Below are 20,307 nucleotides of genomic sequence, written 5' to 3' on the forward strand. Positions count from 1 at the left end.
GCTACTTACTATACATGAGAGTCTGCTTGAGAGAGGCCTGGTGTGGGAATGCCCGGGCGGAAAGATGCCCAGCATGTGTGCCTGGGTGAGGGCGCACCGGATAGATGAGGAGCATGGCATGAGCAATGGCCCCTACTACCGTGGTGAGTGCTGTTGTGGCGAAGTCGCACTGTTGGCAACAGGTACTGCTCTGGCTATCGATTCGCAGTCGGGGCAGGTGCGTTGGCGTCAGGAGGACCTGCAACTGGCCCAGGGGCTGCTCGATGAGCGAGATATGAATGGGCAAAAGCTTGCCTGGTGCACGGAGTGTGGTCAGCAGATATGGCGGATATTGCCCGAGAGGGGCGATGTCGAAACACCACTATCGCTTTGGCCATTCGACTGATGGCCGTTCACACCGAGTCGATCGGCGGATAATCGAGCGCCTCGCGTAGCTGGTGGGCATGATCGCCGACCCACTGTGGATCGATTGGTCCCCAGTTTTCGATGGCATAGTGGCCGATATTGTGACGTTGACCTGGTTCGGCAATGAATCGGCACTCAATATGTAATTCTTCCAGCGCTGTCAGCGTGTCCTGAGCAGTGCGCCGTGGCATGCCAGTGGCCTTCACCAACGCGGGAATGCTGGTGATGCCCTGGTCGATGAGATGAGCCACATATAGACGCCGATAGAAGCTGCTGCGTGTCTTGCTGAGGGCTGTCATGGTTACCTTCCGAGGGGTATTTCGGCGTTGCAGCCAGATTGACCGGGGACGGCTATATCAGGGGAGCACATATGGGAGCCGTTGCTGGCCGTCATCCGTCGTGATCCTTTCATCTCCATTGTATCAGCGCACTATGCGTACGGTCCGGGGGTAATACTGTCTCCAGGGCTAATACTGCGCATCGCCGTGCAGTTCGATCATCGCGGTGACGGCGTAGATACTGGAGGGGCAGTACCTACGCCAACATATGCCTTGTTACTGTGTGAAGGAGTTTATCCGGTAAAGGGCTCCTTCATGGCATGGATGATGCGCTGCATCTCTTCTTCATTGGTGATGTAAGCTGGCATGGTGTAGAGCCAGCGGCCGAACGGACGCAGCCAGACCCCTCTCCGACGAGCCTGTGCAGCAACCCCGGCGAGGCGTGATTCATCATGAACCTCGATCACTCCCGTGGCTCCTAGAGTCCGCACATCAGCGACATCAGGGTGATGGCGCAATTCGTCATCGCCGGCAAGGTGTTCACGCAGAATGCCGTTGAGTCGGGCAATGCGAGCGAGGTAATCGTCATCCTCGAAAACCTTCAGGCTCTCCAGCGCAACGCGGCAGGCCAGAGGATTGCCCATGAACGTTGGGCCGTGCATGAAAGCATGCAGTGGACTATCGCCTATGAAAGTATCGTGTACCGCATCTGTGGCCAGGGTCGCCGCGTGCCCCAGGTAGCCGCCGGTCAGTCCCTTGGACAAGACCATGATATCGGGACACACATCGGCGTGATCGGCGGCGAAAAGGCTGCCGGTGCGACCGAAACCCGTGGCGACTTCATCGAAGATCAGCAGGATATCGAACTCATCGCATAGCTTGCGGGCGCCACGCAAGTAATCCGGGGAGGTCATGTTGAGGCCGCCGGCAGCTTGCAACAGCGGCTCCATCAGTAACGCACCAATCTGCTCATGGTGTTGTTCCAACACGGCACGCAGTGCTGCCAGGTCGCGGGCGACAGCCTCACCTGGGGCGTTAAAGCCGGCTTCGGGAGCCGGCGCGAAGTGATGACGGGGCAGGTAGCCGGAGAACAGCGAGTGCATGCCTTCCTCGGGATCACACACTGCCATGCATCCCGCAGTGTCACCGTGATAGGCCTTCATCAACGAGAGCATGCGGTGCTTTTCCGGTCGACCCCGCAGATGGTGATACTGCACAGCCATCTTCATCGCCACTTCCATACCGACCGAGCCACTATCGGAAAAGAACACATGATTCAGGCCATCCGGAGTGATGCGCACCAGTTCACTGGCCAGTTGATCTGCCGGCTCGTGGGTTAGACCACCGAGCATCACGTGGCACAGAGTATCTGCCTGTTGCTGGATGGCACGCACCAGACGAGGGTGGCTGTAACCATGAATCATGCACCACCAGGAGCAGGTCGCGTCGAGTAACTCTTCCCCAGTGGACAGGTGGAAATGTGTGCCCTTGCCGCCAACGACGAAGGGGGCTGGAGACTGGGTGGCGAGATGGGCGTAGGGGTGCCAGACAGCAGAGGACATCACGGCTCCTGGGAGTATGGGGGGTGGTAAGCTTTCTTCTCTCTGGTGAGTTTACCATTCTCGCTGCCGGATGTACCTGCTGTGCTGGCGTTGCTGAATCAGGATTGTCAGCGATCCTGACTCCTGTCGAGGCGTTTGAGGAAGTTCTGGAACAGAAAGGCTTCCTTGCCCTTGAGCGAGCGGCTCAGGCAGTCGATGAATTCCTGGCGAGAGTAGTGGAAGAAACGCGGCGCCTTGTAGGCGTCCAGGTCGATGGCGATGATATCGCCTTCACTGACCAGAAAATTGTTGGTATGCAACCCTCGGCAGTGGATGCGGTGTTCGAAGAGAGTGACAAGTATCTCGACAAACTGCGTCTGCAGCTGCGGGTCATTGCAGATCTCGTCATGCAGGGGAGTGCCGTGAATATTCGCGGTAACCAGTCGATAGCGCTCTACAGAGAGGATTTCCGGTGTGGAGATGCCCAGCGCCTCGAGGCGTCTGGCGACATGACGGAAGTTGTAGCCTGGATAGCGGCGAATGCCCAGGCGATAGCGCCATCTGTCTCGGGTGTTGGGGGTAAAGGTCTTGATGAAAGCATCCTGGTCCGGGTCGTAGTCGACACGGGAGTACTTTCCGGTCTGGATCAATTGCAATGACATGGAAGTTCCTGATCTACGCCTGACCCATAGGGTGATCAGGCATCTTCATCAAAGCGTGCGTCAAACAGGGCTTCCAGCGCGTCGAGTACGGCTTCGGCATCGTCGCCTTCTGCTTCGATGGTGAGTTCGGTGCCACAGGGAGCGGCCAGCATCAATAAAGACATGATGTTGCTGGCATCACCGCAAAGTGTGCCGTGACGGACTGTGACACTGGATTGATAGGGTTGGCAACATTGTACCAGTCGAGTGGCGGCTCTGGCATGCAGGCCACGCTTGTTGGTCAGCGTGAGCTGGCGACTCGGCATGCATTAGTCTCCGGTTGAGTCGAGGAGGCGTTGTTGACCGAGTTCCCGGTGGCGCAGACGTACACGAGACTGTTGGGCAGCGAGTGCCCTGGCGATGCGTTCGGCGAGATACACCGAGCGATGCTGGCCTCCGGTGCAGCCAACGGCAACGGTCAGATAGCTGCGCTGGCTGGATTCATACTGCGGCAACCACTTCTGTACCCAGGCAAGTATATCCGTCTGCATTTCAGCGACGATTGGATAGTCTTCAAGAAAGTCGATGATGACCTGGTCGCATCCGGTGGAGTCCCTCAATGTAGGGTCCCAGTAAGGATTGGGCAGGCAGCGCGCATCGAAGACGATGTCGGCGTCCGGTGGTACACCACGCTTGAAGCCGAAGGATTCCACTGTCAGCGTCAGACGGCCTGCAGTATGTCCAGCAACCTGTTCGGCGATTCTGGCTCGGAGCTCATGCACCGATAGCCGTGTGGTGTCGATCACCAGGTCCGCGACGTCACGGATACCGGACAGTGCCTGCTCTTCACTATCGATGGCTTCGGCCAGCGTCATGTCGCTGTAGCGTGTCAGCGGATGGCGGCGTCGAGTGTGGGAGTAGCGTTCGAGCAGTATCCTTGCATCACTGGTCAGGTACACCACCTGGCAGTGCAGAGTTCCTTGCCTGAATTCCTCGAGCATCGCTGGGAAGCGCTGCAGAGCTTCCGGAAGATTGCGAGCATCAATGCTGACAGCGATGCGCTTCGAATGTCCGTTTTCGAGTTCGCCGACCAGCGAGCCCAGCAACATGGCCGGGAGATTGTCGATGGCATAGAAACCCAGATCCTCAAGCGCCTGCAATGCAACGGATTTGCCTGAACCAGATCGGCCACTGATGATCACGAGTTGCATTTACAGTCTCCCGCTCAAGGGTCGCCAGGGCGATGCCTGGCAATGAGTGACAAAATGACGGTGACGGAAGGGCGCAGCGGCAGCCGGTACTCAGCCGTCGCTATCCCGGGCGGAGGCACTGCGAAGAATAGCCTCCTGCAACCTTTCGTGCAGTTCGCGCTGTGAGCCAGCCTGGCGCAACCGCTGGCGAGTCTCCGCGTCGTTCATCACGCCGGCGACCTGGCCGAGTAGGGCGAGGTGAGCCTCGTCGGCTTCCTCGGGCACCAGCAACACGAAGATCAGATCAACGGGTTCTCCGTCGATCGCATCGAAATCAATGGGGTCCGCCAGCTTTAGAAACCCGGAGATCGGTGCCTTGCAATGCGGATTACGCGCATGCGGAATGGCAACTCCGTTACCGATCCCGGTACTGCCGAGGCGTTCTCGGCCAATCAGGCGGCTGAATACTTCCTGGCTATCCAGGCTAGGCGTGTTTTGGGCGATGAAGGTGCTGAAGAACTCCAGCACCCTCTTCTTGCTACCTCCCGGCACATCGAACAGCGTGCGCTCGGGAGGGAGAATGGCATCCAATGTCATGAGGAATCAGCGAAGTCCAGCGCCCTGGGCACGGGCTTGAGATTTTTCCTTGTGCTTGACCAATTGGCGGTCAAGCTTGTCGGCTAGTGCATCTATGGCAGCGTACATGTCGCCATCCTGGGCGTCGGCATGCAGGTCAGCACCGGCAGCATGGAGTGTACAGGCAGCAAGTTGGCGCTCCTTTTCTACAGATAACGTCACCTGAACATTGGTGATGTTGTCATAGTGACGCTCCACTCGAGCGAGCTTTTCTTGTACATAGTCACGCAGCGGGTCGGTCAGTTCGACGTGATGGCCGGTGATATTGACTTGCATGACAGGCTCCTTGCTCTAGCAATGGTAGATCGATTGTAACCCTTTTTGCCGCCTTGCAAACCCCCTGAGCACAAGTCCTTATCAAGCCTTGACAGATGAGGTTCTGGTGGTCATGGGGAATAGGTAGAGAACTGCTCGATCTGGGGCAGTGGGCGATGATCAGCGCAGACGTTTACGCTCACTGGATGATGGTATGTGCATGGCCTCACGGTACTTGGCAATGGTCCGTCGCGCGACATGAACACCATCTTCGGCCAGCAGCTCCACCAGTTTGCTGTCAGAGAGCGGCTTGCGTGGAGGTTCGTCCTGAACCAGCTTCTTGATTCTGGCTCGGATGGCAGTGCTTGAATGGGCATCGCCGTCGTTGCCGACCTGGCTGGAGAAGAAGTACTTGAGTTCGTACACGCCGCGCGGAGTATGTACGAACTTCTGGGTGGTTACGCGAGAGATGGTTGATTCATGCATCTCAACCTTCTCCGCTATGTCAGCGAGAATCAGAGGCTTCATGGCGGCTTCGCCCTGCTCAAGGAAGTCCAGTTGGCGCAGCATGATCTCACGGCCCACCTTGAGCAGTGTGTCATTACGGCTGGAGAGGCTCTTGAGCAACCAGCGTGCTTCCTGAAGATGATCCTTGAGGAACTGGTTGTCCTGGCTGCGGTCCGCACGACGAATCAGAGCTGCATAGTCGGGCTGAATGCGCAGGCGCGGCATGGCTTCTGGATTGAGCTCAACCTGCCAGCCTTCACTGCCATGGCGCACGATCAGGTCGGGTACCACATAGTCGACGTTGCTGTCGCCGAAGCTGCTGCCTGGTCGAGGATCAAGGCTGCGGATCAGTTCAATGACACTGTCCAGCCCGTCATCGTCGAGTCCCAGACGTCGCTTGAGCAGGCGCCGCTCGCCACTGGCCAATGCTTCGAGAAACTGACGTACCAGACGTCCGGCCTGGGGCAGTAGTGGAGTCTCTCGGGGCAGAGTGTCGAGTTGCAGCAACAGGCACTCACGCAAGTCGCGAGCGAAGACACCTGTTGGCTCAAACAGCTGGAGCCGCTTGAGAACGGCTTCAACTTCTTTCAGCGAAAGCTTGTCGAATCCTTGTTGCTGAAGGCCCTGGTGGATTTCTTCGAGCGGTTGGTTGAGATAGCCGTCGATGTTTACTGCATCGATCAGTGATTCGGCGATGCGCATGTCGTCAGCATCGATGTCGAGCATTGCCAATTGCCAGCTCAAGTGACCCTGCAATGACTGTGAGGATGCCTGACGTTCGAAGTCGGGGCCTTCGCCACTGCCGGCAGAGGAACTGCCGGAGTCCTGGTAGGTATCCGACCAGTCGCTATCGATCGAAAGTTCGCTCGGTATCTCGTCGGCCCAGTCATCTTCCGGTGTTTCGCTGGCGGTCTGCTCGCCGAAGTCGTCTTCCAGCTCCAGCATGGGGTTGGCCTCAAGGGCCTGTTGAATCTCCTGGCGAAGATCCAGCGTAGACAGCTGCAGCAGGGCGATTGCCTGCTGCAGTTGCGGGGTCATGGTGAGCTGCGTACCCAACCGCAGTTGCAGTGACGCCTTCAGGGCCATGCGAGAGGTCCGTTGCTGATGACAGAAGGCTTTACCCTACTCATCAGAAGTATGCCATGCAAGTCCCTTGCCAACATGGCGATAAAGCGTTGACTTTTTTGAGCAAGGCTGGTGGGGATGCCTGGTCCAAGCTAAAAGCCAGGAGCGGAGGGTAGCTATAAGCTGTAAGCCATAAGCGGTAAGTAACCTCGCAAGTGGTGAGCTTTCGACTACGCTCGATCTTGAATCCCGAAGGGCTTCTGTCTGTGCTCTATGCGGCGGTGTTGAATAGCTCGTTACTCGACGCTCACAGGCTCGGTGCTTATAGCCTGAAATTCTCGCCCAGATACACTTCGCGGACCCGTTTGTTGGCGAGAATGTCGTCGGCATTGCCTTCAGCAATGATCTGGCCATCACCGACAATATAGGCGTGATCACAGATATCGAGGGTTTCACGGACGTTGTGGTCGGTGATCAACACCCCGATATTGCGTTCCTTGAGCTGGCGGATGATTGACTTGATATCGCCGACCGAGATCGGATCGACCCCAGCAAAGGGCTCATCGAGCAGGATGAAGGCCGGTTCGGTGGCGAGGGCGCGGGCAATTTCGACGCGGCGTCGCTCACCACCAGACAGACTCATGCCGGGGTTGTCGCGAATGTGTGTGATGTGGAAGTCCTCGAGCAGGCCCTCAAGGTTCTTTTCACGGCCTTTACGGTCCAGATCCTTGCGTGTCTCAAGAATCGCCATGATGTTGTCGGCTACCGACAGCTTGCGGAAGATCGAGGCTTCCTGGGGTAGGTAGCCGATGCCCGCCAGGGCGCGCTCATGCATCGCCGAGCGGCTGAGGTCATGATCGTCGATGGCAATCTCGCCAGCATCGGCGCGCACAAGTCCGACAATCATGTAGAAGGATGTCGTCTTGCCGGCCCCATTGGGGCCGAGAAGACCAACAATCGATCCCTGGGAAATCGATAGGCTGATGTCGTGGACGACGCGACGACGCTTGTAGCTCTTGGCCAGATTGCGGGCGTGAAGAGTCTTCATTGGTTGCTCTGATTCTCCGGCTCGAGGGTCATGCGAATGCGCTGGGTGCCATCGACACCGTCAGCACTCGAACGTGCCTGAACCACACGGCGATCCAGAAAGTACTCGAGGTAGGCACCATCAAAGGTGTCGTTGGCCTTGTGCAGTTCAGCCTGATCAATCAGTTCGATACGGCGCTCGGCGACATGATAGACCACCTTGCGTCCCCAGCCCTTGACCACGGGTTCTTCCGGAGAAGGCTTCTGTTCCAGGTAGGCACGCTCACCGGTAGCTGTAGCCATCGATAATTCGCCCTGGTCATTGCGTTGGATCTCGACACGGTTGCCGGTCAATATCATGCTGCCTTGCTGGATGCGCACGTCACCGGTATAGACGGCGGTGCCGGCCCTGTCATCGAGATCCAGACGGTCGGCCTCGACCTGGATCGGGGCGTTACGGTCGCTGTCGAGCGCTGATACGGCAGAGCTGGTCAGGCCAGCGGCCAGTGCGAGACAGATGGCGAGCAGCGGGGCGGGGCTCGGACGCATCATTGAGCAGGCTCCTTGTTGGTTTCGGGCGGGTGGTGGCCGGTCACATTGTCGGTCAGTCGGGCCTGCCTGTCATTGATCCAGGCATCGAAGCGGTCGCCGCGCATTTCCTGCGGCGGTTGGCGCAGCACTGCCGGCGTCTCGCTCCAGGCGTGGCCGGTGGTGCTGTCGTAGTGCAGGATCTCGGTATCCATCTGCCATCTCTCGGCAGGGGCTTCAAGATGGGCATCACCTTTCAGGGTGATGGGGTTACCATCGGGGCCGAGAATGCCTCTGTCTGCGTGGCCTACCCAGTTACGACCGCTGTCATCAATCAGTGCAAGGTCGGGAGTCATCAGCCGTGTAACATCATCCAGCGGTGTATGCACCAGGCGTGGCGTCGTCACGCGCTGATGGAGCTGCCCCTGAGCATTGAAACGCGTAAGGGTAGCGTCAGTCAGATAATAGTCCGGCTCGCCTGCCTGGTCGTTGGGGATCTCGCTGGGGATCTGGTTGTCGCGCGGGTTGATCAGCGCCAGGCCGAAGCCCAGCAGCAGCAACAGCAGCAGCAGCCAGAAGCGAAAACCGGGGCGCAACGCACGCAGGTTCATGACTTATTGTCCCATGTGGAGATAAGTGTCCAGCACACTCTGCCAGTGCCCCTGACTCACCAGTAGCTGGTCGCAGATTTCGCGTACCGCGCCGTGGCCGCCCGCTGATTCGGTGACCCAATCCGCCTGTTCACGGATATATGCCGGGGCGCCAGGTACGCTGATGCCGACTCCTGCGTAGCGAATGCAGGGCAGGTCCGGCAGGTCGTCACCACAATAGGCGACCTGGTCGAGGTCAATACCCAGCTGCTCGCAGAGTTGCTTGAGTGCAGGCAGCTTGCGTTCGACGCCTTGCTGGACATGTTCGATGCCCAGAGCACTAGTGCGCATGCTGACCATGGGTGAGCTGCGGCCGGTGATCACTGCCACCGCGATGCCGGCGCGCTTGAGCAATTTCAGGCCATGACCATCCAGGGTATTGAAGACCTTGGTTTCCTGGCCATCCGCCTGGAAATACAGGCTGCCATCCGTCATGACACCATCCACGTCCAGCGCCAGAAGGCGCACACGACGCAGCTTGTCGGACAGAGCAGAGAGGTTATCTTGTGGCATTGACTGAATCCTTGTAGCAAACCGAGCCGGGGGTCAGATTACACCGGCAGCCAATAGGTCGTGCATATGCAGTGCACCGACCGGGCGACTATCGTTATCGACCACTGCCAGCGCAGTAATGCGGTTGTCTTCCATGATACGCACGGCCTCCGCGGCCAGAATGTCGGCCTGGATACGCAGGCCTGGACGTGTCATGACGTCATCGACGCTCAGGTTGGTGAAGTCCTGGTAACGATCCAGAGTCCGGCGTAGATCACCGTCGGTATAGACCCCAGCAAGAGTACCATCACTGGCAATGACGCAGGTGAAGCCGAGCCCCTGACGAGTGATCTCGAGTAGGGCGTCACGCAAGGGGCAGCCTTCCTGCACTCGAGGCAGTCGCTTGCCGGTATGCATCAGGTCGCCGACGGTGAGTAACAGGCGTTTGCCAAGACTGCCGCCGGGATGGGACCGGGCGAAGTCTTCCGCGGTAAATCCACGCGCTTCGAGTAGAGCGACAGCCAGAGCATCACCCAGCGCCAGGGCCGCAGTCGTGGAGGAGGTCGGCGCCAGGTCGAGGGGGCAGGCTTCGCGCTCGACGCCAGCATAGAGGTGGGCATCTGCATGGCGTGCCAGCATTGAAGCCGGACGTCCGGTCATGCTGATCAAGGGTGTGCCCATGCGCTTGAGCAGTGGTAGCAGGGCGGTGACCTCGGCGGTTTCACCGGAATTTGACAGTGCGAGAACGATATCACCGGGAGTGATCATGCCGAGATCACCGTGACTGGCTTCCCCCGGATGGACAAAAAATGCCGGAGTGCCGGTGCTGGCTAGCGTGGCGGCTATCTTGCTGCCGATATGGCCGGATTTGCCCATGCCGGTGACCACCACGCGTCCACGACAGTCGAGAATCAGCTCGCAGGCGCGAGCGAAGTCGGCATTGAGGTGTGCGATCAATGCGTCAATGGCATCGCGTTCCAGGCCGAGCGTACGTCGAGCGCTGTCGCGCAGTGCAGCAGCGTCGATGGCTGGTGTAGTGCTGGAGTGGTCATTCATGGACTTGATTGTTGCCGTTTGTGTTGAATCCCACAAGGGCTGAGGCACTATCCGTGCCAGAGCCTGAAAGGGTGTGTCTGGCCTCGAGAGGTCCGGAGTATCGTCATCTGTACAGTGGAAGTGAATGCGTGAGCATTTGCGATGCTGGACATGACGTGCGATTTTCCGAACTCGATCAAGGATGAGAAGGACCGCTAATTGAACCTGCAGAACGTCTGGGGCGCAAGCTGCGCGGTACGGCACTGGCATACCGCCAATGAGTTAAGATACGATGTTCGATAACCCGGTGTATCGAGTTTTGTTCCGATCTCCGGCTCATAATCCGATTTTCGGCCTATTCAAATAGCATCAGGCTGAACAACGATAGGGCTTGCGATGATGGCTCCCCCCTTGGTGGAGGTTGAGAATCTATGCTTCTCCCGCGGAGGTCGTGAGATCTTTCGTGGTGTTGACCTGTCCATCCCTCGTGGCGCCATTACCGCAATCATGGGGCCGAGTGGCACCGGCAAGACGACGTTGCTCAAGTTGATCGGCGGACAGCTTGCCCCCGATGCCGGGCGTGTGGTGATTGATGGCAAGGACGTGCATGCCTTGTCGCGTAAGTCGCTCTTCAAGTTGCGTCGGCGAATGGGGATGCTGTTTCAAAGTGGGGCATTGTTCTCTGATTTGAGCGTTTTCGAGAACGTCGCCTTTCCCTTGCGAGTACATACCGACCTGCCTGAGAGCATGGTTCGTGATGTGGTGCTGATGAAGCTTGAGGCGGTGGGCTTGCGTGGCGCCAGAGATCTGATGCCATCGGAGCTGTCCGGAGGCATGACTCGCCGAGTTGCTCTGGCGCGTGCGGTGGCGCTTGACCCTGAGTTGATTCTGTACGACGAGCCTTTTGTTGGCCAGGACCCGATTTCCATGGGCGTGCTGGTGCAGCTGATAAAGCGGCTCAACCAGGCGCTGGGGCTGACTTCTGTGGTGGTCTCCCACGATATCCGTGAAACCCTGACGATAGCCGATTATGTCTATGTCGTTGCCGATGGACGGGTGATGGCGCATGGCACTCCAGCGACTCTTGAAAGTGTTCAGGATCCGCGTGTCCGGCAGTTCATTCATGGTGAACCCGATGGTCCTGTGCCTTTCCACTATCAGGCGGGTGATTTCATCGACGACATCCTCAGTAGCGGAGAGGCGCAATGATCGAATGGATTACCTTGATCGGGCGTCGTGGGTGCGATCTGCTCGAGTCACTGGGGCGGGCGGGTATCTTCCTGATGCAATCGATGTTCGCACGTCCGTCCCGAGAGGGGGTGGGACTGTGGTTGGCACAGATGCACATGGTCGGAGTCATGTCACTGGCGATCGTGCTGGTATCAGGGCTGTTCATCGGCATGGTGCTGGCGCTGCAGGGCTATACCATTCTTGTGGGCTTCGGGGCAGAGCAGGCATTGGGCCAGATGGTCTCGCTGTCCTTGCTGCGTGAATTGGCCCCTGTGGTGGCGGCGCTGCTGTTTGCCGGGCGTGCCGGTTCGGCACTGACGGCAGAGATTGGGTTGATGAAGGCCACCGAGCAGTTGAGCAGTATGGAAATGATTGGTGTCGATCCGTTACGCCGCATTGTCGCGCCGCGGCTGTGGGCGGGTTTCGTCTCGCTGCCTCTGTTGACCATTGGCTTCAGCGTGGTCGGTGTTTGGGGTGGCCACCTGGTGGGTGTCGAATGGTTGGGTGTTTTCGAAGGCTCGTACTGGGGCAATATGCAGGAAAGTGTTGGTTTTATTGATGATATCGGTAATGGCCTCGTCAAGAGTCTGGTATTTGCCCTGGTGATCACCTGGATCGCGGTTTTCCAGGGCTATGACCTGATTCCCACCTCGGAAGGCATTTCCCGCGCCACCACGCGTACGGTGGTCTATTCGTCCCTGGCCGTGCTGGGCCTGGATTTTGTGCTTACCGCCGTGATGTTCGGTGGACTTTCCTGATTGTGCGGAGACTGTGATGAAGCGCAGCAAGACGATGGAGTTTGGTGTGGGCCTGTTCATGCTGGCTGGCATTCTGGGGCTGATTTTCCTGGGGCTGAAGGTCAGCGGTCTGGACCTTACCAGAGCTGATGATACGTTCCAGCTGAAGGCCAACTTCGCCAATATCGGTGGGCTGAAGCCTCGCGCTCGGGTGACCATGGCGGGTGTCACTGTGGGGCGGGTTGATAGTATTGATCTTGACACCGAGTGGTACGATGCCCAGGTCGTGATGTCGCTGGATAATGATCTGCTCGGTAAGCTGCCCGATGACAGCACGGCAGCCATTCTGACGTCGGGGCTGCTGGGAGAACAGTACATCGGCCTATCGGTGGGAGGCTCGCCAGAAACCCTCGAGGATGGCGCTACCGTCCGCGATACTCAGTCAGCGCTGGTGCTGGAAGAGCTGATTCAGCAGTTCGTATCCAATATGGTCAATGAGTAAGTCGCTCACGAAGCGAACAAGGAGAATCCCATGACAATCGCCAAGCCTGTTCATGTTCGGTTCGGTCAGTGGCTGGCCATGACTCTGCTGGTACTGATGAGCCTGCCAGTCATGGCTCAGCAGTCCCCGGAGGAAATGATCCGTAGCAGCATTACTGAGCTGATGGGCCAGATCGAGGGGCGTAAAAGCTATTTCAGCAGCAACCCCCAGGAGCTCAATCGGGTTGTCGACGAGAGCCTCAGTGATGTGGCGGACTTTCGTTATATTGGTGCCAGTGTGATGGGGCGTTATTTCAGTAATGCCACGCCGGAACAACGCACGCGCTTTGTGAATGTGTTCAAGCAAACCCTGCTTGATACCTACGCCAAGGGGCTGATTACCTTCGACTACCGCGAGATCAGAGTGCTCGATAACCAATCCGCTGGACGTTATGAGGATCAGTCCAGTGTGGCAATGGAAATCGTTGGTACCGATGGAACGGTCTATCCGGTCAGCTATACCCTGCGTCAGGATGGTGGGCAGTGGAAAGTGGTCAATGTCATCGTCAATGGTATCAACCTGGGGCTGACCTTCCGTAATCAGTTCGACCAGAGTATGCGTCAGCACAACCGGGATTATGACTCAGTGATCAATAACTGGTCGCCGGACGTGGGAGCAGAAGAACTGGAGCGCGGTGGTTCATGAAGGAACTGATGACCCTCGGTCATGCGCGTCTTTGTGCTGAAGGTAGCACCCTGCGCATCACAGGCAGGGTGGGGTTCGAAGGCGCTGCCACCATGGCCGAAGCTGGCTGTGACTGGTTGCGTTCCCGCTCAAGGGGCGAAGCGATAGTGCTCGATCTGGAGGGCGTCGAAGAAGTTTCCAGCGCTGCTCTGAGTATGATGCTCGAATGGCAGCGCGCGCTTCGCCACGCTGGCCTGGTGTTGAGTGAGGTTCGCCTGTCTTCTGTGCTGGCTCAGCTCACAAGCCTATCCGGACTGGAAGCACTGGTCGCGCCAACGCCTTCCTGATCCGCATTCGCCCTTGTCCTGTTATCTGCCAGGTGAGCGAGCGTGTCGATCTTGCTTGGCAATCGCTATCTTCCACGGTTTTCTTTACCATATGGCCCCAATGTCATTACTGCGCGCTGCTATTGGCGGCGCCCCATGAAAACCTTGAGGAGAGCGGTTGCATGCAACCCAGTGACGTCAAGGCGCTGCTCGAAAGCCGCGTCGATGGCTGTGAATTCCACATTCAGGGCGAAGGCTGTAATTTTCAGGTCGTCGCCGTAGGCGAGATGTTCGCCGACCTTGGCCCAGTCAAACGCCAGCAGGTCATCTACGCGGCGTTGTCCGAAGAAATCGCCTCTGGTGCTCTACACGCCATCAGCATCAAGACCTATACGCCTGCCCAATGGCAGGCTGCGGCCGAGAACTCGGAGGCCTGACGGTAAGTCGCATGGACAAGTTGATGATCACCGGTAACGGGCCGGCTGAGGGCGAAGTCTGGGCAAGTGGTGCCAAGAATGCGGCATTGCCGATTCTGTGTGCCACGCTGCTTTCTGAAGAGCCCGTTACCATCGGCAATCTGCCGCACCTGCAGGACATCACCACCACACTGGAGCTGCTCGGTCATATGGGCGTGCAGGCGGTGATGGGCGAGAAGATGTGTATCCAGCTCAATGGCGCTCAGGTCAATGACTGCCACGCGCCCTATGAACTGGTAAAGAAGATGCGTGCTTCGATTCTGGTGTTGGGGCCGCTGCTGGCGCACTTCGGCAAGGCAGATGTCTCATTGCCCGGCGGTTGTGCCATTGGCTCACGTCCTGTGGACCTGCATATTCGTGGACTCGAGGCGATGGGCGCCGATATTCGTGTCGAGGGTGGCTACATTCGTGCGCGCACCGATGGTCGTTTGAAAGGTGCCACGATTTTCCTCGATACGGTGACGGTCACGGGTACCGAAAACCTGTTGATGGCGGCAACTCTGGCCGACGGCGTTACGGTGCTTGAGAATGCCGCACGCGAACCAGAAGTTGTTGATCTCGCCGAGTGCCTGATCAAGATGGGTGCCGATATTCGTGGTCACGGTACTGACACCATCACCATTCATGGTGTCGAGCGCCTGCATGGTGCTGAGCATGATGTGATGCCGGACCGTATCGAGACGGGCACGTTCCTGATTGCCGGTGCCCTGAGTCGTGGTCGGGTGCGCGTGCGTCGTACGCGTGCCGATATTCTCGAGGCAGTGCTGGCCAAGCTCGAGGAGGCTGGAGCGAAGATCACCTCTGGTGATGACTGGATCGAGCTCGATATGGAAGGGCGTCGTCCCAGGGCGGTCAATATCCGCACTGCGCCATACCCAGCGTTTCCCACCGATATGCAGGCCCAGTTCGTGGCAATGAATGCGGTGGCAGAAGGTACGGGGCGGGTGGTGGAGACCATCTTCGAGAACCGCTTCATGCACGTTCAAGAGCTCAATCGTATGGGCGCCAACATTGCCCTGGAAGGCAATACGGCGGTCATTACCGGTGTCGAGTGCTTGTCTGGTGCACCGGTCATGGCGACCGACCTGCGAGCGTCTGCATCTCTAGTAGTGGCGGCGATGATGGCGGAAGGCGAAACTCTTGTTGATCGCATCTATCACATCGATCGTGGTTACGAGTGTATCGAGGAGAAACTGCAACTTCTCGGAGCGCGCATCAAGCGTATACCGGGCTAGATTCTGCTGGCCACCAGGTTCTCCACCGAAATAGACACCCCGCTCGGGCACCCCAGGCCCGGGCGGTGACTCGACAATCAGGCGAGACCATGAACAAGCAATTGATACTGGCGTTGTCGAAAGGGCGCATTCTTGACGAAACGCTGCCGCTACTGGCCGATGCTGGCATTCACCCCGCCGAAGATCTTGGCAGCAGCCGTAAGTTGTTGTTCGATACCAACCTTCCCAATGTCAAGCTGGTGGTGATCCGAGCGACTGACGTACCGACCTATGTTCAGCTGGGTGCCGCGGATCTCGGGGTGGCCGGTAAGGATGTGCTACTCGAGCATGGTGCAGAAGGGCTTTATGAACCTCTGGATCTGGAAATTGCCTACTGCAAGCTGATGACCGCTGGTATTACTGGCAGTCAGCCGGCACTGGCACGGCGCCGGGTGGCGACCAAGTTCGTTAATGTCGCGCGCCGCTATTACGCCGAACAAGGCATTCAAGCCGAAGTCATCAAGCTGTATGGCGCCATGGAATTGGCGCCATTGATGAATCTTGCTGACGAGATCGTCGATATTGTCGATACCGGCAACACTTTGCGGGCCAATGGTATGGAGCCGCGTGAGTTGATTGGCCATATCAGCACTCGATTGGTCGTCAACCAGGCTGCGATGACCATGAAGCATGACCAGCTCAAGCCGCTGCTCCAGCGTTTAAGTGATGCGGTTGCATCACGTCGCATGGCCGAGAGTTGAACCGTACGTCAGTGGAAAAACAACAGGGGTGATCCTGACATGAGCACAGAATTCGAGGTCGCTCGTCTGTCGAGCGCTGATGCTGATTTCGAGGAGCGTCTCGACGCTCTGCTGGCCTGGGAGAGTGTTTCGGATACGCGTGTTCAGCATAGTGTCGACGAGATCATTGCCGCTGTGCGTCAGCAGGGCGATGCGGCGTTGCTGGAATATACGCGACGCTTTGATCGCCTGGATGCTGGCTCCATGGCAGAGCTGTCGTTGGGCAGCCAGCGCCTTGCCGAAGCATTCGAACGAATCGACTCACAGCAACGTGAGGCGCTGGAAGTCGCCGCACAGCGCGTGCGTGAGTATCACCAGCGGCAGAAGCCGACCTCCTGGCAGTATGCCGAGGCAGATGGCACCGTGCTCGGCCAACAGGTCACACCGCTGGATCGCGCGGGTATCTATGTGCCGGGGGGCAAGGCTGCCTACCCGTCCTCGGTGCTGATGAATGCGTTGCCGGCTCATGTCGCAGGAGTAGGCGAGATCGTGATGACGGTGCCGACTCCGGGTGGTGTCATCAATGACCTGGTATTGGCTGCAGCCCATGTCGCAGGTGTCGAGCGTGTGTTCACCATCGGTGGTGCTCAAGCGGTGGCAGCCATGGCGTACGGTACTGAGAGCGTGCCACGCGTAGACAAGATCGTCGGGCCGGGCAATATCTTCGTGGCCACAGCCAAGCGGGCTGTATTTGGGCAGGTGGGTATCGATATGATTGCAGGTCCTTCGGAGATTCTTGTCGTCTCTGATGGCAGTACCGACCCGGACTGGTTGGCCATGGACCTGTTCTCCCAGGCAGAGCATGACGAAGATGCTCAAGCCATTCTGGTTAGTTGGGATGAGGCGCACCTCGACGCGGTGCAGGATGCCATGCAGCGATTGTTGCCGACGCTCGAGCGTGAACCCATCGCACGAGCCTCGATTGCAGCGCGGGGCGCGCTGATCGCCTGTCGTGATCAGGCTGAGGCTATCGAGCTGGTCAACCGCATTGCCCCCGAGCATCTTGAGCTGTCGGTGGGCAATCCCGAAGAATTATTGCCAATGGTTCGTCATGCCGGCGCCATCTTCATGGGTCGTTATACGTCCGAGGCGCTGGGAGACTACTGCGCGGGCCCCAACCACGTTCTGCCGACGTCAGGTACGGCACGTTTTTCCTCGCCGCTGGGGGTCTATGATTTCCAGAAGCGCTCGTCGATTATCCATTGTACGGCCGAGAGTGCATCGCAGTTGGGTAAGACCGCCTCGGTGCTGGCGCGTGGTGAGTCGCTTACTGCTCATGCGCGTTCTGCGGAGTATCGCATGCGCGACTGATACCACCGTCGGTAACTTCGTATGGTGGTCTCTCTGCAACGCAAGACCCCCGTTTACCGAAAGGTAAGCGGGGGTCTTTCATCAGTACCGGGTCATGAGTAGAAGAGGGGGTTATTCGGCCTCTGGTTGCTGCGTTTCCTGGCTGCTTGGAGTGGGGCGCTCGCCGACAACCAGTTCCACCCGTTGTGGTTTGCCGTTGCGAGCCACTGTGACATTCAGTGTGGTTCCGGGATCTACCGCAGCGATATCGCTCATGGTGCGGCGAGGGTCGATAACTGCGCTGCCATCGACCTCCAGCAGCACGTCGCCCGGTTCAAGTCCTGCCTGGTCTGCCGGGCCGCCGGAGATGACGCCAGCAATGATCACGCCAGCTGGTACCTTGAGACCAAAGGAGGTCGCCAGTTCCTGGTTGAGCTCCTGGGCCTCGATGCCTAGCCAGCCACGAATGACGCGACCGTGTGCCACCAGTTGTTCGAGAATGTTGCGCGCCAGGTTTGCAGGGATGGCGAAGCCAATGCCCTGAGAGCCACCGGAGCGCGAGAAGATGGCCGTGTTGATGCCGACCAGGGCGCCTTCCGGGTTGATCAGGGCACCACCGGAGTTGCCGGGGTTGATTGCGGCATCTGTCTGAATGAAGTCCTCATAGGCGTTGAGTCCAAGGTGGCTACGACCAGTGGCACTGATGATGCCCATGGTGACCGTCTGGCCAACGCCGAACGGGTTGCCGATGGCTAGCGATACATCGCCTACCGCCACCTGGCGAGAATCGGTCAATTCGATTACCGGCAGGTCTTCAAGATCAATCTTCAGTACGGCAAGGTCGCTTTCAGGGTCTGTGCCAATCACTTGAGCCAGGGTTTCACGGCCATCGCGTAGGGCGACCTGGATTTCATCGGCGCCGCTGATGACATGGTGATTGGTCAGCACATAACCGTCGTGGCTGATGATGACTCCCGAGCCGAGGCTGGACAGCATGCGTTGACGGGAAGGGGCATCATTGCCGAAGAACTGGCGGAAGAATGGGTCGGACATCAACGGATGAGTATCGCGTTCGATGACTCTTGAGGAATAGATATTGACCACGGCGGGAGCGGCGCGCTCCACGGCTTCAGAGTAACTCACCGGGCCCTCCTGGCGATCCAGGGGTTCCGCTTCCTTGATGTCTGGAGCTGGACGCTGGGGGGACTCTTCGGTCTGAGCATTGGCATTGGTCGCACCGGGTGGTTGCGGCTCGATGATCGCCGGGGGCGGCTGTGGTGATAGTCGACCAAGTCGTTCAGGAAATGCATTGATCAGAACGATGGCGAGCAGCACGCCAATAATGATCGGCCAGAGATATGGCAAGAGAGTGCGTCGCATGCGGCGAGGTCCTGTTCGCGAGGGCGGCTTGCGGTCGCGGCGTACCAGAGCGCCGCGTACAATGGCGAGCATTGTAGCATTGCTGGCCTTTTGCGGGTCGCGATGTTGGTACTCAAAAGAGGTGAAGACCATGGAGCGCAATGAACTGATTTTTGCCTGTGATGCATTGCTGGGCTCGCGTAGCTTCAAGGATTACACCGAAAATGGCCTGCAGGTGCAGGGCCGCCCCTCGGTGACCCGCGTGCTGAGCGGTGTGACCGCGAATCAGGCGCTGCTGAATGAGGCCGTGGCCTGGCAGGCGGACATGGTGTTGGTGCACCACGGCTACTTCTGGAAAAACGAGCCGGTCGCAATCACAGGCATGAAACGCCAGCGGATTGCCACGTTGCTGCAGCATGATATTAATCTGGTGGCTTACCATTTACCGTTGGATGCTCACCCGAGTATTGGCAACAATGCCTGCCTGGCGCAGCGTCTCGGACTGGAGGTGGTGGGGGCTTTGGATGCGCCGTTGGGGGAAGGATTGCTGTGGCATGGGCATCTTCCGGAGCCGATGGAGGCTTCGATGTTCAGTGATCATGTTGGTGAGAAACTGGCGCGTCAGCCATTGTTGATCGAGGCGCCGGGAGGTGGGCCGATATCACGCGTGGCCTGGTGTACCGGAGGGGCTCAGGACATGATTGGTGCCGCAGCGGATGCCGGGATGGATGCTTTCATTTCCGGGGAGATATCCGAGCGGACGACGCATATCGCGCGCGAGATGGGCATCCATTATCTTGCCGCAGGCCATCATGCTACCGAACGCTACGGCGTTCAGGCGCTTGGTGAGTGGCTCAAGGAGCAGTTTGGCGTCGAGCATCGCTTTGTCGATATCGATAATCCAGCTTGATCGCAGCAGAGAGATATCGGATATACCACCATGCCTGCTGCCACATATCCGTGACGAACTGTCGTTACGGGTATGTGGCGGCAGGGTTCAATAGCGCGGTGCGGCGAGTTGTTCCTGCTGCTCATCGCGTTGCTGACGCAGGCCAAAATCCTCGGACAGAGTGCCGCGGTTGCCGTCTGCGTAGTCACGGGGAGCGCTGACACCGTCTTCGGCCTCGGTATTTGGGGGGGCGGGTGTTGTAGGTGTCTGCATGCCGGTGGCGACAACGTTACTGCCGAGTTGGCGCACGGATTCCTCAAGTTGCTGCTGAAGACTCTGGCTGTCCTCGACCAGGCGCTCGACCTTGTCGCTCATCTGCTGTAGATGGTCATCGACACCGGATTTCCATTCGCTCAGCTGGCGTTCACGCTCGGTGAGTTTGAGGCGCAGGCGCTGTGCGCTGCGTGCGCCAGAGTTGAGCAGGTGATAGCCCAGTGCACCTATGCCTGTGCCGGCCACGAGGCAGGCCACGGCCAGCATCACGTTGATATTGCTTGCTTCCACTAGTATCT

At 58.3% G+C, this 20,307-nt stretch carries 26 protein-coding genes; 11 read left to right on the forward strand and 15 right to left on the reverse strand.

Annotation, left to right across the window (positions count from 1 at the left end; all coding sequences use genetic code 11):
• Positions 1–118: 118 nt before the first annotated feature.
• Positions 119–385, forward strand: coding sequence for a hypothetical protein (locus AR456_RS07255; RefSeq protein ID WP_021820717.1), 267 nt, complete (start codon positions 119–121; stop codon positions 383–385).
• Positions 386–392: 7 nt separating this feature from the next.
• Here the strand turns inward: AR456_RS07255 and AR456_RS07260 are convergent, their stop codons facing one another.
• From AR456_RS07260 to AR456_RS07320, 13 genes are all read right to left on the reverse strand, one after another.
• Positions 393–704, reverse strand: a complete 312-nt coding sequence (locus AR456_RS07260; protein WP_021820718.1) for a winged helix-turn-helix domain-containing protein — start codon at positions 702–704, stop codon at positions 393–395.
• Positions 705–976: 272 nt separating this feature from the next.
• Entirely contained in the window at positions 977–2,245 is a 1,269-nt protein-coding gene (bioA, locus tag AR456_RS07265; protein WP_021820719.1) for an adenosylmethionine--8-amino-7-oxononanoate transaminase, read from the reverse strand.
• 107 nt (positions 2,246–2,352) lie between these two features.
• Positions 2,353–2,886, reverse strand: a complete 534-nt coding sequence (locus AR456_RS07270) for a BUD32 family EKC/KEOPS complex subunit (RefSeq protein ID WP_021820720.1) — start codon at positions 2,884–2,886, stop codon at positions 2,353–2,355.
• Positions 2,887–2,921: 35 nt separating this feature from the next.
• The gene (locus AR456_RS07275; RefSeq protein ID WP_021820721.1) at positions 2,922–3,191 is read right to left on the reverse strand and encodes an HPr family phosphocarrier protein; all 270 of its coding nucleotides are present in this window, start codon (positions 3,189–3,191) and stop codon (positions 2,922–2,924) included.
• Positions 3,192–3,194: 3 nt separating this feature from the next.
• Positions 3,195–4,076: an RNase adapter RapZ gene (gene rapZ / locus AR456_RS07280; RefSeq protein ID WP_021820722.1), complete on the reverse strand. Its 882-nt coding sequence runs from the start codon at positions 4,074–4,076 to the stop codon at positions 3,195–3,197.
• Positions 4,077–4,166: 90 nt separating this feature from the next.
• Positions 4,167–4,652: a PTS IIA-like nitrogen regulatory protein PtsN gene (gene ptsN, locus AR456_RS07285; protein WP_021820723.1), complete on the reverse strand. Its 486-nt coding sequence runs from the start codon at positions 4,650–4,652 to the stop codon at positions 4,167–4,169.
• Positions 4,653–4,658: 6 nt separating this feature from the next.
• Entirely contained in the window at positions 4,659–4,967 is a 309-nt protein-coding gene (gene hpf, locus AR456_RS07290) for a ribosome hibernation-promoting factor, HPF/YfiA family (protein ID WP_021820724.1), read from the reverse strand.
• Between the two features lie 159 nt (positions 4,968–5,126).
• Positions 5,127–6,539 carry an RNA polymerase factor sigma-54 gene (locus tag AR456_RS07295; protein WP_021820725.1) on the reverse strand — a complete coding sequence of 471 codons (1,413 nt, stop codon included), beginning with the start codon at positions 6,537–6,539 and terminating at the stop codon, positions 5,127–5,129.
• A gap of 301 nt (positions 6,540–6,840) precedes the next feature.
• The gene (gene lptB, locus AR456_RS07300) at positions 6,841–7,566 is read right to left on the reverse strand and encodes an LPS export ABC transporter ATP-binding protein (RefSeq protein WP_021820726.1); all 726 of its coding nucleotides are present in this window, start codon (positions 7,564–7,566) and stop codon (positions 6,841–6,843) included.
• Entirely contained in the window at positions 7,563–8,096 is a 534-nt protein-coding gene (gene lptA, locus AR456_RS07305) for a lipopolysaccharide transport periplasmic protein LptA (protein WP_021820727.1), read from the reverse strand. The genes lptB and lptA overlap by 4 nt, the downstream gene beginning before the upstream one ends.
• Positions 8,093–8,683, reverse strand: coding sequence for an LPS export ABC transporter periplasmic protein LptC (lptC, locus tag AR456_RS07310; protein WP_021820728.1), 591 nt, complete (start codon positions 8,681–8,683; stop codon positions 8,093–8,095). Before lptC ends, lptA begins: the two co-directional genes overlap by 4 nt.
• 3 nt (positions 8,684–8,686) lie before the next feature.
• Positions 8,687–9,235: a KdsC family phosphatase gene (locus AR456_RS07315; protein ID WP_021820729.1), complete on the reverse strand. Its 549-nt coding sequence runs from the start codon at positions 9,233–9,235 to the stop codon at positions 8,687–8,689.
• 33 nt (positions 9,236–9,268) lie between these two features.
• Positions 9,269–10,270 carry a KpsF/GutQ family sugar-phosphate isomerase gene (locus tag AR456_RS07320; RefSeq protein ID WP_021820730.1) on the reverse strand — a complete coding sequence of 334 codons (1,002 nt, stop codon included), beginning with the start codon at positions 10,268–10,270 and terminating at the stop codon, positions 9,269–9,271.
• 375 nt (positions 10,271–10,645) lie between these two features.
• Here AR456_RS07320 and AR456_RS07325 point away from each other — a divergent pair, with 375 nt between their 5' ends.
• The 9 genes from AR456_RS07325 (at position 10,646) to hisD (ending at position 17,508) form a co-directional block, all read left to right on the forward strand.
• The gene (locus AR456_RS07325) at positions 10,646–11,458 is read left to right on the forward strand and encodes an ABC transporter ATP-binding protein (protein WP_021820731.1); all 813 of its coding nucleotides are present in this window, start codon (positions 10,646–10,648) and stop codon (positions 11,456–11,458) included.
• Positions 11,455–12,237: a lipid asymmetry maintenance ABC transporter permease subunit MlaE gene (mlaE, locus tag AR456_RS07330; RefSeq protein ID WP_021820732.1), complete on the forward strand. Its 783-nt coding sequence runs from the start codon at positions 11,455–11,457 to the stop codon at positions 12,235–12,237. Before AR456_RS07325 ends, mlaE begins: the two co-directional genes overlap by 4 nt.
• 16 nt (positions 12,238–12,253) lie before the next feature.
• On the forward strand, positions 12,254–12,718 hold the full coding sequence (mlaD, locus tag AR456_RS07335) for an outer membrane lipid asymmetry maintenance protein MlaD (protein WP_021820733.1): 465 nt from the start codon (positions 12,254–12,256) through the stop codon (positions 12,716–12,718).
• A gap of 30 nt (positions 12,719–12,748) precedes the next feature.
• On the forward strand, positions 12,749–13,402 hold the full coding sequence (locus AR456_RS07340; RefSeq protein ID WP_021820734.1) for an MlaC/ttg2D family ABC transporter substrate-binding protein: 654 nt from the start codon (positions 12,749–12,751) through the stop codon (positions 13,400–13,402).
• Complete coding sequence (locus AR456_RS07345) at positions 13,399–13,728, forward strand: STAS domain-containing protein (RefSeq protein ID WP_021820735.1); 330 nt, start codon at positions 13,399–13,401, stop codon at positions 13,726–13,728. The genes AR456_RS07340 and AR456_RS07345 overlap by 4 nt, the downstream gene beginning before the upstream one ends.
• A gap of 161 nt (positions 13,729–13,889) precedes the next feature.
• Positions 13,890–14,144 carry a BolA family protein gene (locus tag AR456_RS07350; RefSeq protein WP_021820736.1) on the forward strand — a complete coding sequence of 85 codons (255 nt, stop codon included), beginning with the start codon at positions 13,890–13,892 and terminating at the stop codon, positions 14,142–14,144.
• 11 nt (positions 14,145–14,155) lie between these two features.
• The gene (gene murA, locus AR456_RS07355; RefSeq protein WP_021820737.1) at positions 14,156–15,418 is read left to right on the forward strand and encodes a UDP-N-acetylglucosamine 1-carboxyvinyltransferase; all 1,263 of its coding nucleotides are present in this window, start codon (positions 14,156–14,158) and stop codon (positions 15,416–15,418) included.
• Positions 15,419–15,507: 89 nt separating this feature from the next.
• A complete protein-coding gene (gene hisG / locus AR456_RS07360; protein WP_021820738.1) occupies positions 15,508–16,158 on the forward strand; it encodes an ATP phosphoribosyltransferase in 651 nt (216 codons plus the stop codon).
• A 39-nt stretch (positions 16,159–16,197) separates the two neighbouring features.
• The gene (gene hisD, locus AR456_RS07365) at positions 16,198–17,508 is read left to right on the forward strand and encodes a histidinol dehydrogenase (RefSeq protein WP_021820739.1); all 1,311 of its coding nucleotides are present in this window, start codon (positions 16,198–16,200) and stop codon (positions 17,506–17,508) included.
• Positions 17,509–17,619: 111 nt separating this feature from the next.
• On the opposite strand, the gene AR456_RS07370 is transcribed toward hisD, so the two are convergent.
• On the reverse strand, positions 17,620–18,867 hold the full coding sequence (locus AR456_RS07370) for a Do family serine endopeptidase (protein WP_031208705.1): 1,248 nt from the start codon (positions 18,865–18,867) through the stop codon (positions 17,620–17,622).
• A 130-nt stretch (positions 18,868–18,997) separates the two neighbouring features.
• On the opposite strand from AR456_RS07370, the gene AR456_RS07375 reads away from it, so the two are divergent.
• Positions 18,998–19,756 (forward strand): Nif3-like dinuclear metal center hexameric protein, encoded by a 759-nt coding sequence (locus AR456_RS07375; RefSeq protein WP_021820741.1) that lies wholly within the window; start codon positions 18,998–19,000, stop codon positions 19,754–19,756.
• A gap of 87 nt (positions 19,757–19,843) precedes the next feature.
• Here AR456_RS07375 and AR456_RS07380 read toward each other — a convergent pair whose 3' ends face one another.
• Positions 19,844–20,299, reverse strand: a complete 456-nt coding sequence (locus AR456_RS07380; protein ID WP_021820742.1) for a Z-ring associated ZapG family protein — start codon at positions 20,297–20,299, stop codon at positions 19,844–19,846.
• Positions 20,300–20,307: the final 8 nt, after the last annotated feature.

Origin of the sequence: Halomonas huangheensis (assembly GCF_001431725.1) — a bacterium.
Taxonomy (GTDB): Bacteria; Pseudomonadota; Gammaproteobacteria; order Pseudomonadales; family Halomonadaceae; genus Halomonas; species Halomonas huangheensis.

Bases quoted from the DNA above. Each gene is read 5' to 3' on its own strand.
- bioA (WP_021820719.1), bottom strand. From the start codon at position 2,245: ATGTCCTCTGCTGTCTGGCACCCCTACGCCCATCTCGCCACCCAGTCT.
- AR456_RS07260 (WP_021820718.1), bottom strand. From the start codon at position 704: ATGACAGCCCTCAGCAAGACACGCAGCAGCTTCTATCGGCGTCTATAT.
- AR456_RS07375 (WP_021820741.1), top strand. From the start codon at position 18,998: ATGGAGCGCAATGAACTGATTTTTGCCTGTGATGCATTGCTGGGCTCG.
- mlaD (WP_021820733.1), top strand. From the start codon at position 12,254: ATGAAGCGCAGCAAGACGATGGAGTTTGGTGTGGGCCTGTTCATGCTG.
- rapZ (WP_021820722.1), bottom strand. From the start codon at position 4,076: ATGCAACTCGTGATCATCAGTGGCCGATCTGGTTCAGGCAAATCCGTT.
- AR456_RS07315 (WP_021820729.1), bottom strand. From the start codon at position 9,235: ATGCCACAAGATAACCTCTCTGCTCTGTCCGACAAGCTGCGTCGTGTG.
- AR456_RS07255 (WP_021820717.1), top strand. From the start codon at position 119: ATGAGCAATGGCCCCTACTACCGTGGTGAGTGCTGTTGTGGCGAAGTC.
- hisG (WP_021820738.1), top strand. From the start codon at position 15,508: ATGAACAAGCAATTGATACTGGCGTTGTCGAAAGGGCGCATTCTTGAC.
- lptA (WP_021820727.1), bottom strand. From the start codon at position 8,096: ATGATGCGTCCGAGCCCCGCCCCGCTGCTCGCCATCTGTCTCGCACTG.
- hpf (WP_021820724.1), bottom strand. From the start codon at position 4,967: ATGCAAGTCAATATCACCGGCCATCACGTCGAACTGACCGACCCGCTG.
- AR456_RS07325 (WP_021820731.1), top strand. From the start codon at position 10,646: ATGATGGCTCCCCCCTTGGTGGAGGTTGAGAATCTATGCTTCTCCCGC.
- murA (WP_021820737.1), top strand. From the start codon at position 14,156: ATGGACAAGTTGATGATCACCGGTAACGGGCCGGCTGAGGGCGAAGTC.
- ptsN (WP_021820723.1), bottom strand. From the start codon at position 4,652: ATGACATTGGATGCCATTCTCCCTCCCGAGCGCACGCTGTTCGATGTG.
- lptC (WP_021820728.1), bottom strand. From the start codon at position 8,683: ATGAACCTGCGTGCGTTGCGCCCCGGTTTTCGCTTCTGGCTGCTGCTG.
- lptB (WP_021820726.1), bottom strand. From the start codon at position 7,566: ATGAAGACTCTTCACGCCCGCAATCTGGCCAAGAGCTACAAGCGTCGT.
- AR456_RS07275 (WP_021820721.1), bottom strand. From the start codon at position 3,191: ATGCCGAGTCGCCAGCTCACGCTGACCAACAAGCGTGGCCTGCATGCC.
- AR456_RS07345 (WP_021820735.1), top strand. From the start codon at position 13,399: ATGAAGGAACTGATGACCCTCGGTCATGCGCGTCTTTGTGCTGAAGGT.
- AR456_RS07270 (WP_021820720.1), bottom strand. From the start codon at position 2,886: ATGTCATTGCAATTGATCCAGACCGGAAAGTACTCCCGTGTCGACTAC.
- mlaE (WP_021820732.1), top strand. From the start codon at position 11,455: ATGATCGAATGGATTACCTTGATCGGGCGTCGTGGGTGCGATCTGCTC.
- hisD (WP_021820739.1), top strand. From the start codon at position 16,198: ATGAGCACAGAATTCGAGGTCGCTCGTCTGTCGAGCGCTGATGCTGAT.
- AR456_RS07320 (WP_021820730.1), bottom strand. From the start codon at position 10,270: ATGAATGACCACTCCAGCACTACACCAGCCATCGACGCTGCTGCACTG.
- AR456_RS07340 (WP_021820734.1), top strand. From the start codon at position 12,749: ATGACAATCGCCAAGCCTGTTCATGTTCGGTTCGGTCAGTGGCTGGCC.
- AR456_RS07350 (WP_021820736.1), top strand. From the start codon at position 13,890: ATGCAACCCAGTGACGTCAAGGCGCTGCTCGAAAGCCGCGTCGATGGC.
- AR456_RS07295 (WP_021820725.1), bottom strand. From the start codon at position 6,539: ATGGCCCTGAAGGCGTCACTGCAACTGCGGTTGGGTACGCAGCTCACC.
- AR456_RS07370 (WP_031208705.1), bottom strand. From the start codon at position 18,867: ATGCGACGCACTCTCTTGCCATATCTCTGGCCGATCATTATTGGCGTG.